Annotated in this window: 13 protein-coding genes; 1 reads left to right on the plus strand and 12 read right to left on the minus strand. The window is 34.4% G+C overall.

The genetic code is table 11. From position 1 onward, the window contains the following. The first annotated feature begins 104 nt into the window (after positions 1–104). Entirely contained in the window at positions 105–2246 is a 2142-nt protein-coding gene (locus tag BK574_RS08420) for a sigma 54-interacting transcriptional regulator (protein ID WP_142247926.1), read from the plus strand. Positions 2247–2368: 122 nt separating this feature from the next. On the opposite strand, the gene BK574_RS08425 is transcribed toward BK574_RS08420, so the two are convergent. From BK574_RS08425 to BK574_RS08480, 12 genes are all read right to left on the minus strand, one after another. Continuing rightward, entirely contained in the window at positions 2369–3913 is a 1545-nt protein-coding gene (locus BK574_RS08425; RefSeq protein ID WP_158211601.1) for a class I adenylate-forming enzyme family protein, read from the minus strand. A 433-nt stretch (positions 3914–4346) separates the two neighbouring features. Beyond that, positions 4347–4889, minus strand: coding sequence for a TRAP transporter small permease (locus BK574_RS08430; protein WP_078428298.1), 543 nt, complete (start codon positions 4887–4889; stop codon positions 4347–4349). Between the two features lie 31 nt (positions 4890–4920). Then, on the minus strand, positions 4921–6225 hold the full coding sequence (locus tag BK574_RS08435) for a TRAP transporter large permease (RefSeq protein ID WP_075387140.1): 1305 nt from the start codon (positions 6223–6225) through the stop codon (positions 4921–4923). Positions 6226–6395: 170 nt separating this feature from the next. After that, complete coding sequence (locus tag BK574_RS08440) at positions 6396–7556, minus strand: type 2 periplasmic-binding domain-containing protein (RefSeq protein WP_078428299.1); 1161 nt, start codon at positions 7554–7556, stop codon at positions 6396–6398. Positions 7557–7713: 157 nt separating this feature from the next. Next, positions 7714–8796, minus strand: a complete 1083-nt coding sequence (locus BK574_RS08445) for a phosphotransferase family protein (protein WP_078428300.1) — start codon at positions 8794–8796, stop codon at positions 7714–7716. A 595-nt stretch (positions 8797–9391) separates the two neighbouring features. Further along, entirely contained in the window at positions 9392–10258 is an 867-nt protein-coding gene (locus tag BK574_RS08450; protein WP_078427887.1) for an IS3 family transposase, read from the minus strand. Continuing rightward, positions 10222–10785, minus strand: coding sequence for a helix-turn-helix domain-containing protein (locus BK574_RS08455; protein WP_075387519.1), 564 nt, complete (start codon positions 10783–10785; stop codon positions 10222–10224). The genes BK574_RS08450 and BK574_RS08455 overlap by 37 nt, the downstream gene beginning before the upstream one ends. Positions 10786–10932: 147 nt before the next feature. Beyond that, positions 10933–11919 (minus strand): NAD(P)H-dependent flavin oxidoreductase, encoded by a 987-nt coding sequence (locus BK574_RS08460; RefSeq protein WP_078428301.1) that lies wholly within the window; start codon positions 11917–11919, stop codon positions 10933–10935. A gap of 74 nt (positions 11920–11993) precedes the next feature. Next, positions 11994–12872 carry a 3-hydroxyacyl-CoA dehydrogenase family protein gene (locus BK574_RS08465; RefSeq protein WP_338020626.1) on the minus strand — a complete coding sequence of 293 codons (879 nt, stop codon included), beginning with the start codon at positions 12870–12872 and terminating at the stop codon, positions 11994–11996. Positions 12873–13084: 212 nt separating this feature from the next. Continuing rightward, on the minus strand, positions 13085–14092 hold the full coding sequence (locus BK574_RS08470) for an NADP-dependent oxidoreductase (protein WP_075387135.1): 1008 nt from the start codon (positions 14090–14092) through the stop codon (positions 13085–13087). A 215-nt stretch (positions 14093–14307) separates the two neighbouring features. Further along, complete coding sequence (locus BK574_RS08475; protein WP_238457544.1) at positions 14308–14730, minus strand: PaaI family thioesterase; 423 nt, start codon at positions 14728–14730, stop codon at positions 14308–14310. A 62-nt stretch (positions 14731–14792) separates the two neighbouring features. After that, positions 14793–15947, minus strand: a complete 1155-nt coding sequence (locus BK574_RS08480; protein WP_078428303.1) for an acyl-CoA dehydrogenase family protein — start codon at positions 15945–15947, stop codon at positions 14793–14795. Between the last annotated feature and the right edge of the window lie 204 nt (positions 15948–16151).

A 16151-nucleotide genomic window follows, 5' to 3' on the forward strand; every position in this document is an offset into this window, starting at 1 on the left:
AGTGTTCATAGAAATAAACAATAGTCGCATTGTAATAGAGTGTGAATGTTGCTATAATTTTAAATATATAAAATTTTCCAAAAATATTAGTGAGGTGTTTTCTATTGAAAGTAAGAAACTTCACCACTATCGATTATGTTAATTTATCTCCTGAAAGTACAATACGCGAAACCATATCAGCATTTCTAAACTATCGAGTAGACTTTGGATGCATTACAAGGAATAACAAGTTGTTAGGTATTGTCCATAAAAATTCTATTCATCGGGCCTTGCTACAAAACTATTCACTAGATGATCCTATTAAACCGTTTATTAAAGAAAAAGTGATTACCATTCATAAAGACCAACATTTAATCGACGCAAGAGAAATAATGATGGAGGGAAATGTAAGTCAAGCTGTTGTACTGGATCATAATGAAGAAGTTTTTGGAATAATGTCTAAGTCAGATCTAGTCACTTCTAATATGGCAGCATTAGAAAATGCACTAAGCCGTATGACTGCTCTTATCGAAAACTTGCAAGATGCTGTTATTCTTGTAGATCCTAGTCTCAATATAACTACCTATAACCATACTGCAATTGAGCTTCTTCAGTTAAAAGAAAAAAGTCTAATGGGTGCTCCAATAGATCATTTTCTTCCTTCTTTTAGAAGATGGCTACTAGAAACTTTAAAAACTGGAGAAATTCAAGATATTAAAAGATTTACTTTTAAAGAATTAACTGTTTTAGCTTCTTTCATTCCCATCCGTGAACAAAACAAAGTATCTGGAGCAATGGTTGTTTTACGTGATGTTACTTCATATGAAAGTATTGCAAATGAATTAGAAACAACAAATAATTTAAAAAAGATATTAGATAGTGCACTTGAACTAGCATACGACGGTGTCATAGTAACAGACAATGACGGCCAAATCACTATGACCAACCATGGATTTATTGAACTCTTTAACTTAAAAAATCAACATGATGTGATCGGACTACCTATTACAAAAATTGCACCACAAATCCCTTCGCACCTGAGTTTAAAAATGAATAAAAAAATTGAAGGAGAACTCATCGAGGTTAATAATAAGAAATGTATTGTAGCTCAAATGCCAATCTATCAAAATGGGCAAAAACTAGGGGCAATATTTAAGATTATCTTCCACCAACTTGAAGCATGGAAAGATATTTTTCATCATATGGAACATTTAGAAAGTGAAATTTCGTATTACCGAGGAGAATTAATTCGAATTTCCAATGATACAGACCCTTTTGCTCACGTTATTTCTATTAATGACCAAATGGAAAAATTTAAGCAGGAGGCAACTATTGCTGCCAAATCCCCTTCAACTATATTAATCACAGGTGAAAGTGGTACTGGTAAGGAACTAATAGCTGCTGGCATACATACTGTATCCGAAAGAAAAGGTGCTTTTATTAAAGTAAATTGTGCTGCCATTCCTGAAGAGTTGTTAGAATCAGAGTTTTTTGGCTATGAAGAAGGTGCATTTACTGGAGCAAAAAAAGGAGGAAAACTTGGTAAATTTGAATTAGCGAATAAAGGAACACTTTTTCTGGACGAAATTGGCGACATGCCTTTAGCTTTACAAGTAAAGCTTTTAAGGGTATTGCAAGAACAAGAGTTTGAAAGAGTAGGTGCGACTAAAACTACAAAAGTTGACGTTCGAGTAATATCAGCTACTAACAAAGATTTAGCAGAACTAGTGAAAGAAGGTAAATTCAGAGAAGATTTATACTACCGCATCCATGTTATTCACTTAAATATCCCTCCACTACGAGATCGTCTAGATGATATTCCAATTCTTTGTAAACATTTCATAAAAAAGATTAATTTGAAAACAAACAAAAATATTGTAGGAGTTTCTCCATCTGTAATCCAACATTTTCAACAGTATCAATGGCCAGGTAATATTAGGCAACTAGAAAATGTCTTAGAAAGAGCTTTTCATTTTAGCAAATCTTCTTGGATTGAACTTGAACACTTACCTAAAGAAATTAACGTACTAGACGATAAAATCACGATTAGTCCTACTCCCTTTGAAACAGAAAAAAATCTTAATATCGACCGTAAACAGTCTATAAATAAAACGGAAAAACAAGTTATTCTGCAAGCACTCATGAAGACGCATGGTAATCGAACCAAAGCTGCTGAAATCTTAGGAGTGAGTCGGACAACGCTTTATCAAAAAATAAAAAAATATAATATTAAAGAAGAACTAAACTTTACTTTTACCTCAACATAATTTTTAGTTATGTTGGTTTGCTAGTCGATGTAAGAGCTTAATTATATGGATAAACTAGCAAACCAACATTTTTTGACTCGTATACAGTAATCCTCTTTTCAATAGCTTATATTTTTAAATGTTCATTTTTTTAAGATAAACTTTTGTACTTTTCCGGACAATGTCAGTGGCAATTGTTCAACAAAAACAATTTCTTTCGGCACTTTAAAATCAGCTAAATGTTTTCTACAATAATCTTTAAGTTCATCTTCCTTGACTGACACCCCCTCTTTAGGAATAATAAAATATTTGTCTACTGCTCCAAAAAACAAATCAGTACCTCCAATTCCTGCAACAGCAGATACTTTGTGATGAGAAGAAATCACCTTTTCAACTTCAACTGGATATATATTGCATTCCCCTTTCCTAAACACCTCAGCTTTTTGACCTTTGTAATAAATGTATCCTTCATGATCCATATAACCTAAATCCCCAGTGAACAGCCAGTTGCCTAAATTGAAAGTATTTTGTGTCCCTTCTTTTAATTCAAGATAACCTTTCGCTATACAATTTCCTTTTATTACTATCTCACCCACTAGTCCTACAGAAAGTTCATTTTTTTCACTGTCTACAATTTTTGCTTGAAAATCACCAATAGGAACACCGATACTTTTTTGAGCCTTTTCAACAGGATCTGATAACTTTGTAAGCAAGCACGCACCTGAGGTTTCGGTCAATCCATATAAGTTTACTAATGAAGCTTCCGTAAATAGATTAATAATTCCCTGACAAATACCAGTATCAACGTTAGATCCTCCAACAATGCAAATTTTTACAGAACTTACATCATATTTCTTAGTACCTTTGTAATTACATATCTTGGTATAATTTGCTGGCATCTCATTGAGTACAGTCGGTTTATATTTATGGATAACCTCTAGCACCGATTCTGGTAGGGGGTTTGGAATTAAAATCACTTTTCCATAGCTTAATAGAGCAGCATGTACCGTACAGGTCAATCCTCCGTAATGACTTAGAGGTATACTTCCTGTTATACTGTCGCATTCATCTAAGGATAAATGTTCAACTAACGCTTTGGCAGACGTTAAAATACTTTTGTTAGTTAGCATAGTTCCCTTTGGCCATCCCATTGTACCTGAAGTATAAATTACTGCAACCGTATCATCTTCTCGAATTAGCTCTTTGGCTTCCTCAATTCGTTTCCTATTTGGCTCTCTATAAATGAGCTCCTCAAATGATAAACTGTCATCAAACCCTTCTCCGATGAATATATACTTTTTTATATTAAACATTGTCTTATTATTATTAATAAAACTTGCAAAATCAAAATCTTGTGAAGTCGAATTACATATAAGACCTTTTACTTTTGAAGATTTCAACATATATTCTAATTCCAGTTTTTCGCATCTTACATCTAAGGCTACTAATCCAACACCTATTTTAGCAGTAGCAAAATACGTATAAAGCCACTCCACTTGATTTAAAGCCAAGATACCAAGATAATCTCCTTTATTAAATCCTTCCTCTAATAGAGCCGATGCTAAATAATCAGAAATCTCATCGAGCTTACGGAATGTAATACTTTGTTCATTATCCATAATTAAAAATGGTTTTTCAGGAAACTTTTCTACTGCCTTTGTTAGTGCTTTATGCACGATCCAACTCAAAATAAACACCTCCATCTAATAGTTTTAATTAAAAGGTCTCAAAAAATAATGAAAGATTTAATACAATTTTAGGTGCAAATTATTTAACTATATTTCTAATACTCATTAATAATAAGTAGTCAAAATAGATTGGATACTTTTCAAATCCTTACTTACTATTTTTGCAATATTTATGCCATAACAGTATTCTGTTATACAACTTTAAAAAACAAGTAGCCATTGTTATTTTTTCTATACATATGTAAAGTTGCACTTGTAAAAAAGTTTACATAATGAAATATTCGCTTTATGAATTCACGATGGCTCCAAGATTCTAGACTCTAACTTAAAAAATAAAAAAAAAAACGATTCTGACCTTATGCAGAATCGTTTTTTAAGCACTGTTAATGTTGAGCGGGGCCTAACATAATACAAGTTCTATAATTTAGTTTTCTTATACAAGCTCATTCGGCTCCTCTAAAATGGATAAACTTGCTTCTTCGTTCATAATATTCTTAATGATTAAGAACACGATTTCAATTATTATTAACCCAAAACAAATAGGTACTAAAAATATTAATGGGTAAATAGGGTATAAGTTACCTCCTGCTGGAAATGCAATTCCTTGAATTGAACTTTCTATTGCATAGAGAAGGCCGTAGTATGTGATGAGGAAAAAGAGTATGCCTTCTAGAATTAATAATAGGATAACTATCATTCTTTGCTTAAACATACGAAACTTTGTAACAACCATTGTAATTCTAGGAAAAATTCCAGTACCATATGCAAACGCTAACGCAGGGAACAGTGTTAATGGCATAAAATAATTCCTAACAAATTCGTATCCTCCTGGTATTGACCTTGACAGAAAGTTTCGACTAACAACATCTCCAACGATGAACAGCATCATTAAAAATAAGCTAATTCCACTTATCCATAATCCAATGATCTTAACTGTATTTAAAACTTTATAACATTTTAAAAATATATCAGGCATATATCCACCACCTTATTTTGTACTATTTTCCTTACATTGTACTCGGTAACCACGTAATTAAACTCGGGAAAATTATTAATAAACCACATACAACGATTGCTACAACTACTGCAAATATGGTTGAATATTTAAATATGCCTTCTAATGGTATTTTACTAACCCCTGAAACAGCGTAAACACTTAACCCAACTGGCGGTGTTATTAAACCTAATGTACAAATGACAGAAATAAAAACTCCGAACCAAAGAATGTCGACATTCATCATTTCCACAATCGGTAATACGACTGGTAAAGTCATTAAAATAACAGCTCCACCTTCAATAAACATGAAAAGGATAAAGAAGACAAATGTAAGAATGATTAAAACGATAACGGGATATTCTAGTAAAGTTCCAATACTTTCAACTAGTTTCCGCGGTAGTAATGATACTGAAACAAACCGACTGAAAATTTTTGCCCCGATTAGTATAATAATAACCATACCTGTTATTTTTAATGTTTCTGAAAATGACTTATAAATAAAGTCTTTATTAACTCTCCCTAAAATGAGTGCAGCAATAAATGCAGCAAATGCTCCTACGGCTCCTGCCTCAGTAGGCGTAACGAACCCTGCATAAATACCACCAAAAATAATAAAAGAAATAAAAAAACCGACAAGGAATACAACGATTATTCTTGAAGTTTTAATTGGTTTAAAACTAGCTACGGTTCCCTTTTCTTGTTTTGAGTCTGTACGAGCTAACAAAATAAACATACAAATAATATAAACAAACATGATTAAGATCCCTGGAATAATGGCCCCAATAAATAATGTACCAACTGGAGTTTCAGAAATGACTCCAAACAAGATTAAGATAAGACTTGGAGGAATAATACCAGACAAAGATCCTCCAGCAGCTGCAATTGCTCCTGCTAATTCACTTTTATATCCATGATTTCTTAATTCAGGTACTGCTACTTGACCTAAGGATGCCGCCGTTGCTGTACCAGACCCTGAAACCGCCCCTAAAAATCCACCAATGATGATCGTTAGTGCTCCTAGTAATCCTTTTTTTCCTCGTGAGATATTATAAACGATGGTAAACAAATCTTTTACAATTCCAGCATTAAGTATAAATTGTGCCATTAAAACAAACAACGGGATGGTCGTTAATGTATAATTGGTTGCTTGGTTAAAAGGGTCGGAACCTACTAAACCTGGTATTATGTTTCCTCTTTCAATTAATAATAATCCAATAACTCCGACAGCTAATAATATAGAGTGGATGTACAATCCTGCTAATAGTAGTAAAAAAAATAAAATTAACACAATTGCTACGAGTAAAATATCTGGCATACTATTCCCCCTTAACAGCTTATACCTCTGTTAAAAACCATTTAATTGGAAGAGCTGACTCTAGAGACTATGCCTGTATATATTCAACGACATTAATGCATTTTACATAATTTGCATCTATAACGTTTAAATGCAAGACACATTGCATTAGAGTCAGCCCTTTAATAGAACTATTCTAAATTCATAACCCCTTCTGGTACACTACCTCCTGCTTCTATGATTAAATCTCTCCATAATTTAACTACTTCTTTACCTGGCATTCCCCTATCATCAAGTAAGTCAATGTAATCGTACCAAGTTTCTTCAATACCGCTCAAAAAGTGCTCTTGAACTTCTGGATCTAATTCCTCTATTGATGTAACAAATTTTCCACCATTCTCTAAAGAATAATCAATCATTTCTTCAGACCTGTTTACCCATACGTCTGCTCCTTGAGTTAATAATTCCGAAGCAGCATTTACCATTATCTCTCTTACATCTTCTGGTAAGCTTTCCCACTTATCCTGAGTCATCGCAATGAGGGAATTGAAATGACCGAAATTAACGCCTGTAAATGTATACATGAATAAGTCTTGGAAGCCGTAACCAGACCAGTCTGCGATACTATAAAAGCTTCCTTCAAAAGCGCCTCTGCTCATCGCATCAAACATATCCATTGCAGGCATTGTAATTGTATTAGCACCAATGCGTTGAGCATACATTTCATGAATACGTGATGAAGTTCTCAAAGTTGCACCAATAATATCATCTACTGAATTGAACTCTTTACCAGTCGTAGATATAGAGTATTCCATCGTTGTTGGCATTCCCATAACAACAAGTCCCATATCTCCATATTCTAACTCTGTAAATGTTTTACCATCCAATAGAGGAACATCACTATTTAATAACATTTCATACGCTTTAGAAGCAATATACGTATCAGAATGAGTTAAAGGTAACATTGTAATTTCCGACATTGGAAATCTTTGTGGATCATAAATAGGTGGAAATAATGTTACATCAGCAATCCCCTGGTTCATTGAATCATATTCTTTTGTAATTTCAACTAATTCACCTGAGTGAAATTGTTCAAATTGAACTCTACCATTCGTTTCCTCAGTGACTTTTTCCATCCATGGTACAAAAAATCCAGAAACCCACCCATGTTGTGGACTTACACCTGTTGCTGCTACAAGGTTAATAGTTTCTTCTGAATCGTTATTTTCAGTTTCGGAATTTCCATCACCATCCTGATTACTAGTCGGTTCACTCCCTCCACCGCCACAAGCTGTTAAAAAAATAAGTAACATTGTAAAAACTGCTGCATACAACCAATTTCTTTTGAACATTCGATCTCCCCCTACTATTTTTTTATAAAATAAATTCTAATGTAAACGCTTATATTGTTAGCGCTTACATTAAACTTATTACTACCCTAAAAAAGTTAATTTTCTATCATACCAGATTACATCAATAGGTAATTAGACTTTTACTTACATAAATTAATTAATTATTAGCGAGTGTTTGTTCCAATGTCCATTCATTCAATAATTTTACGAATTGATCGAGATTAGAAAACCTCTCATCGTTTGTTTGACCGTTTTTCCAACGATAGTACAATTGTTGTGCAATTACTATATGTTTGAAATAAGCAAAAACCATATAGTAGTGCATATATGAAACATCTCGACCACTTTTTTTCGAATACGCTTCAATAAACTCATTTCTAGTCATAAACCCTTTTCTCGTTGTAATGGGACTATTATTATTATGAAACTTGAAAAATTCAGGATCCGAATCTTCATGCCACATAACTAATGCAGAGGCAAGATCAGTCAATGGGTCGCCGACTGTACTCATCTCCCAATCCAATACACCAGCTATCTGACTTAAATTGTCCTTTGTAAACATTACATTGTTTATATGAAAATCATAATGGATTATTGTAGCAGGTGGTGAAATTGGCATGTTACTAAGTATCCAGCCTTTTAATTGTTCTATTTTAGTGATTTCTTCTGTTTTCACCTTTTCGTATCTTCCAATCCAGCCATGAACTTGTCGCTCCAAAAAACCATCTGGTCGTGTCATGTTAATAAGCCCTGTTTTTTTGTAATCTATGTCATGTAGTGAAACAAGTGTGTCAACCATCGTGTCTGAAACTTCTCTAAACAGTTTCACATTACCATCCTGCACTTCTGGTAAAACTTTTTCCAAAAGGACTCCATGACGCCTTTCCATTATGTAAAAGGGAGCACCAATGATTGAGCTATCTTCAATAAAAATGTATGGTTTTGGAGCTAGGGGAAAAACAGGGTGCATTTCTTTCAAAACTTTATATTCTCGTAACATATCATGGGCTTTCGTATTCACTGGACCTAACGGCGCTCTTCTTAGTACAGCCTCCCATTCACCTATCCGAACTAAATAAGTTAAATTTGAGCTACCAGCACTAAATTGCTCTACTTCTAATGGTTCATTACTTAAAAATGTAAGTTCTTTTTTAAGACAATGCCCTAGTAATTCGTAGTTTAATTCTTCCCCTTTACGAACTGCTATCGTATCTTTTACTACTTTTTTATTAACTGACATAAACACCCTCCTTTGGGGTAGTCTAACTACTTAAGATTAGTAGTTGAATAACTCTCTACATAAAGAAAACGGTTTCAAATATAACAGTTTAATATTAAAAATAAAAATTTTGTACAAAGTTTTGGTTGAATAGAAAGAATAAAATGTCAATATTAATTTTAATTGATAAGATTGTTAAGTACGAGATTTAATAGAAATACTTATTGAATAGATATTAGAAAGGTATGAAGTAGGTTAAATTATAGAGTATAGGGCTTTAAAAGATGTTAGGAGTATTGGATATGTAAGAAAAACCTTTATTAGATTAATATCAACTGGTTTCCTGTAAAATAAATTTATGTATTCTGTGTTTTAAACTATTATTTATTTTTTAAATCACAAGTAAAATATAATTATAAAATACCACTAAAATTAATATCTTTCAACATAAATTGTTAAAATATTTCTTCTCATATAAAATATTTTCATTTATTGAAATACTAAGGAAATAAACGAGGAGCTGTACAACTCAAAAAAGATAGAATTCAATATGAAGCCTAATCTAATATAAAGAGTAGAGTAATAAGGTGGTTACCCCTAAAAGTTAGAGTTTTTATTATGCAGCTGATTGGCTGGGTTGAGTTCGGTATTCTACTGGACTTAAACCAGCCAATTTTCCTTTTGATCGTACATGGTTGTACCAGTAGATATATTCTTCAATCCGTCTTTTTAATTCTTCATAGTTTACTAATTCTTCCCCATAATACATTTCTTGCTTTAAAATACCAAAGAAATTCTCCATCGAAGCATTGTCTGCGCAGGTTGCTTTACGTGACATGCTTTGGAATACTTTATTTTCTTTTAATGTCTTCACCCATTGACTGTGCTGGTAATGCCAGCCTTGATCGGAATGGATGGTGGTGCGATAAGTTGCATGATTATTTATTATCTCTATTGTTTCTTTTAAAGGCTCCATGACAAGGTCTAACGTGGGACGTTTCTTGATTTCAAAAGCAATAATTTCCCCGTTATAAAGGTCAAGAATCGGATTTAAATATAACTTCTCTTCGTCTAGACATTTGAATTCTGTAATGTCGGTTACTAATTTTTGTAGAGGGATAGGTGTGCTAAAGCGGCGGGATAATCTGTTTTTCGCTATTCTTCCAACCTTCCCCTTATAAGAATTGTATTTACGAGATTTCCTCATAAATTTCACACACTTTAACCCCAATTCACGCATTATACGATACACTTTTTTATGGTTTATAGAATGTCCTAACTTCTTTAATTCTTTCGTGATCCGTTTATAACCATAACGTTCATGAAACTTTTTAAATAGTTCCGTAATGATTTTTTTAAATTCTGAGTCCGAATCTTCTCTGTCAAAGTTCCCGACATGATAGTGGTAGGTTGCTTCTGGAATTCCCACGACAAGGAGAATATCTTTTAATCGGAATCCATCTTCTTTGAGTTCGAATGCCACCTTTGCTTGTGCTTTTCGTGGAAGGCATTCTGATTCTCTCGAAAAGCTTTCAACTTTTTTAGGTAAGCATTTTCTAGTCGCAATAATTCATTCTCGCGTTCCAGTTCTTCTTCGCGTGTTAACTTCTTCTCTTCTTTTTTCATTGGTTTATTGGTGTTTTTAGACATAGAAGATCGCCCCTTTAATCTTGGTTTTAGGCCTTCTATCCCTTGTTCATTAAATGTTTTCATCCAACGGTGAATTAATGAAGGATTATTCAATCGAAATTGTTCAGCAGTTTCCTGAAAAGAAGCACCTGTCTCTACCATAAATTGTATCGTATCCATTTTAAATTGAACAGAGTAGGCACCTTTCATTTTTCTTCGCTTTAATCCCTCTATCCCTTTTATTTTATAGGCTCTTACCCAATCTTGTATTGGTGTTTGAGAGGGCATATTATATTTTTTCGCTAGTGACTTATATCCAAGATTTCCATTTAAATACTCGGTAACAAGCTTTATTTTAAATGCTTCACTATATTTGGCCATAAAAACACCCCCGAGAGTTAGATTTTCTACTCTAACTTTCGGGGGTCGGTACCTAATAACTCTACTCTTTATTTCAACTGCTTTCGCTTCAATATAATATAATCTTTAATTTTAATAGCTTGCGAGAAAAAACAAATTTGGTTTCTATTACACCTTAGAAGTAGGGGAGTAATTTGTGATCGCTTGGACAGCTAGGTCATACTCTTCTTTCAGCTCTCTGACAACTTCAGCAATTGGCTGGACTTTTTTAATTGCGCCAACCCCTTGTCCTGCTGACCATACGTCTTTCCATGCTTTTGCTTCGTTTTCAGTATCAACGTGAGCTACATCGATCTTGTCTGGTTTTTGCAGATTATCTAGGTCTAAGCCTGCTTTTCGAAGACTCGGTGTGAGGAAGTTTGCATTAACTCCACTAATGGCATCCGTATAAAGAATGTCGTCAACATCAGAATCAACTAACATTTCCTTATACTCTTCACTTGCCATTGCTTCTGTTGTTGCGATAAATCGAGTTCCCATATATGCAAAGTCAGCACCTAGTACTTGAGCCGCAAGGACATCTCTTCCATTTGATAAACATCCTGCTAAGATTGTAATTCCATCCCAAAATTGTTTAACTTCAGCAATAAAAGCAACTGGATTAATCGTTCCTCCATGTCCACCTGCACCGTTACATACGAGAATTAAGCCATCAACTCCACAACTCGCTGCTTTCTTTGCATGTTTCGTTGAAATGACATCCGAAAATACAAGTCCACCGTATTCATGTACAACTTCAACTACTAGAGAAGGATTCCCAAGTGATGTAATAACAACTGGCGGTTGGTATTTCTTTAACAGCTCTAAGTCAGCCTCAAAACGTTTATTGGAATGATGAATAATAATATTCACACCCCAAGGAGCAACTTTTCGGTTAGGTTCTTCGTTCCTTGCTTTTTCAAGACCTTCTGTAATTTCAGTCATCCACTCTTCTAAACTTTCAGTTGTGCGAGCGTTTAGTAATGGAAAAGTGGTAATAATACCTGATTTACATCCTTCTACAACCATATTTGCACTTGAAACTAAAAACATCGGTGCCGAAATTACAGGTAATTCGAGTTGATCAGTAATATTTGCGGGTATTTTAGTAGACATAATTATCATCCTCACATTTATTATAATTTTTAAGTATTTTTAAACGTTCCTATAAGTGCACAATAGATTTTGATTTATTGATTGTAAGAATAAAACCCTTTTCCGGTTTTCCTCCCTAAATCCCCAGCTTCAACCATCTTCTTTAGTAGTGGACAAGGGCGATATTTAGGATCGTTAAATCCTTCGTACAATGCTTCCAATGCCCATAATGTGATATCGAGTCCAGCCATATCTATTGTTTTCAACGGTCCCATCGTATGACCATAGCCGTCGATAAAACCTTGATCAATCTCTTCAGGACTTCCGACCCCTTCCATTACTGCAAAACAAGCTTCATTTACCATCGGTAACCATATTCTATTCATAAGAAAACCAGGAAAATCCTTTTCAGCAACAATCATTCGCTTCCCGAGTTTTTCACCAATTTGTTTAGCTTGTTCCAATGTTTCACTGGACGTTTTATATCCTTTAACGATTTCTAACAAAGGCATCATCGGAACAGGGCTAAAAAAGTGCATCCCGATTATTTTTTCAGGTCTTGAAGTAACACTAGCAATATCGGTTACTGACAAACAAGAAGTATTCGTTGCAATTAAACAATCATTCTTAGCTACTTCGTCTATCTTTTTAAAAATCTCTTTTTTTAGATCTAACTTTTCTGGTACAGCTTCAATAATGATATCCGCATCAGACATCCCATCCCATTTTGTTGAATAAGAAATTTTAGAGAGAACAGCGTCGCCATTTTCTATTTTATTTTTTTTCACAAAGCGATCAACTGAATCGGTAATTCGTTTTTGAGCTAATTCAAGAGAATCTGAGGTCACATCTATGATTTCTACACTTATTCCAGCTTGTGCTGCAACTTGTGCAATACCAGAGCCCATCAAACCTCCACCAATAACACATAATTCCATATTTTCAACTCCTTGTTTATGAATAATAATTTTGATATATTTTCATGTTTAGAAGTTTCATAAAGTGAAACTTCCATCAGTGAGGGGGGGTTTCCTCTTCCCCACTGATGGTTAGTTGAACCAATCGGGCACTTACTGGCAGTTTATCCCCCACTTATCTTTCTTTGATTCCTCGAAGTCTTGAAGTGGGGGTATTACTGCCAGTTGTTGCGGGATAAATTAGAATAACCCTTTTGTACTAGCGTTTTTTAGCTAATCTTTACTAGTTGTTTCCCTAAATTATCTCCTCGAAATAAGCCTAGGAAAGCATCTGGTGTATTTTCTAATCCTTCAACGATATTTTCCTTATATTTTATATTCCCTTCACTTACCCATTTTGCTAAGTCTTTAATAGCTTCTTCATACCGACCTTCATAATTTGTAACGATAAATCCTTTTAGTAAAATACTACGTTTAAGAAAAGTTGTTAAAAACCGAGGTCCCATCGACACTTGTGTATCGTTGTAGTGAGCTATTTGTCCACAAAGAGGAACTCGAGCATGAAAATTTAAAAGTGAAAATACGGCATCTGATATTTCTCCACCGACATTATCAAAGTAGATATCAATGCCATCAGGACAAGCTTCTTTTAATGCTTGGCGAAGATCGTTCGTCGTTTTATAGTTAATAGCAGCATCGAATCCAAGCTCATTGATTAAATAAGCATTTTTCTCTTCCGAACCAGCAATGCCGACGACCCGACATCCCTTCAGCTTCGCGATTTGACCGACAACCATCCCAACAGCACCCGCTGCTCCCGAAATAACAACAGTTTCCCCTTCTTTCGGTTGACCAATATCAAGTAATCCAAAATAAGCTGTTAATCCTGGCATTCCATTAACATGAAGAGCTGTAGTAATTGGCGCTTGATCTGGGTTCACTTTTCGCAGTTGATCTCCACCAATAGCAGTATAGTCCGCCCAATCCATACGGCCAGTTACGGTATCACCTTCGCTAAAATTCGGATGGTTTGATTTAATAACTGTACCTACGACCCCACCATTTAACGGTTGATCCAATTCAAATGGGGCTGCATACGATTTAGCATCACTCATTCTCCCTCGCATATAAGGGTCGACAGATAAATACTGACCTCTAACGAGTACCTCATTTGCCTTTAGTTCAGGAATATCTGATTCAACAAAGTTATACGTAGATTCATCTGGTAATCCTATCGGTCTTTTAGCTAATAAAAATTGCCTGTTTTTAGTCACCATATATTCACCTCTTTTTTAAAATAATGTTTCATTTACTTTCCACTCTTTTACTAATTCTTTAATTATTTGTAGAATCCTTGAAAACGATGTCATTTTTTTAGAATTTTACATCAAAATTCGTTTTAGTGGGGAATATTAGATACTTTTAAGAATTTCCCTTCTTTTATTCTGTTATTTTTGTATGATTAATACTAGATAGACTATTAAAGTAATATTTATCTTCCTTTCGCCATATCTCCCTTTAATCGCATACAAGTACTTACCACTTTGGCTACTAGACTTCCTTTATCGTCCGTTACTTCTGATTCTACGAGTGCAATTGTATTCCCATTTTTTATAACCTTACCAACAGCTGTTAATTTTCCAGACCATACTGGCTTGAGGTAATTGACTTTTAATTCAATCGTCGTTAAACTTTCTCCCTCTCGAAGTGTACTTGCAAATGCCGCTCCCATTGCCTCATCTGCAATGACACATAGAACACCCCCATGAAGTGTTCCCCCAGGGTTTGTATGACGACTATTCGCTTCATATTCAACGATTGCCATTCCATCTTTCTTTTCTAAGACATGAAATCCAAGGATTTCTCCTAATGGCGATTTTGGTTTCGCAATATTAATCATCTCTTTTTCTGCCATACTTTCCTCCATTGACTTTCCTACTTCACTCTCTTTTGGTCGTTCCGCTAAGGTCTTACTTTTTATAATCCTATGTTTTTGGCAATAATGATTTTCATAATTTCATTTGTTCCTGCATAAATACTTGAAATCGGTATATCACGGTACCTTCTCGCAATCTCGTATTCTTCCATATAACCATATCCACCATGAAGCTGCATACAATTGGACGCAACCTTTTTGGCCATATCTGTAACCCACCACTTTGCCATCGAAACTTCGTTTACTACGTTTTCTCCAGCCATATGTTTAACGATTAAATTGTCGACAAATGTTCGTCCAATTTCAATTTCGGTTGCCATTTCTGCTATTTTAAACTGTGTATTTTGAAATTGACTTATCGTTTTTCCAAACGCTTTCCGTTGCTTTACGTAATCGATTGTAATTTCTAACATTCTTTCCGCAGCAGTCATCGATCCAATCGCAACCATTAATCGTTCTTGTTGCAATTTTTCCATTAAATAATAGAAACCTTTTCCTTCTTCGCCGAGTAAATTCTCGACAGGAACACGGACATCTTCAAAAATGAGCTCTGCCGTATCAGCTGCATTCTGACCCACTTTATTCAGTTTTTTCCCTTTTTTAAATCCTGGAACGTCTTGATCGACTGCATCAATAACAATAAGACTAATCCCTTTATGAGCTGGGTTAGCCTTTGTATCAGTCTTACAAACAACAACGACAAAATTAGTGGTGTATCCATTTGAAATAAATGTCTTTTCACCATTGATAATATAATGATCTCCATCTCTTACCGCCGTTGTTTTGATTGCTGCTAAATCAGAACCTGTCCCTGGTTCTGTCATCGCAATAGATGAAATGATTTCGCCTGATACGCAGCGTGGTAACCATTTTTGTTTTTGTTCCTCGGATCCAAAAGAATCGATGTACGGAACAATAATATCCGCGTGTAGGGAAGGTCCACTTATTCCAGTACATACTTTTTCTAATTCTTCTGCTAGAACAACTGAATAACCAAAATCTGTGTTCATTCCTCCATATTTTTCATCCACCCATGGACAGATAAATCCTTGTTCACCAAGTTGTTTCCAAAACGAACTTGGGACTTGTTTATCCTCTTCCCATTGCTCGTAATGAGGAAGAACTTCTTTTTCAATATACTTTCTTAGGGACTTCCTATACATTTCATGATCTTCAGTTAAAAACGGACGACTCATCATTTCACTCCCCTAAATAAAAATTAACTTATTCTTGTAAACCTTTACAATTATATAAACTAATCATATCAATTTTCAATTATTTTAACAATTGTTTATTTTTTGAATGGTAAATCGATATTTTTTTCTTGTCAGGGAAATATTGAATGATGGCCTTACTGATCTAGAATAAAAAAGAGACCATCTCGTCTGTATGCCCAACAC

The organism is Alkalihalobacterium alkalinitrilicum, from assembly GCF_002019605.1.
Lineage (GTDB): Bacteria > Bacillota > Bacilli > Bacillales > Bacillaceae_F > Alkalihalobacterium > Alkalihalobacterium alkalinitrilicum.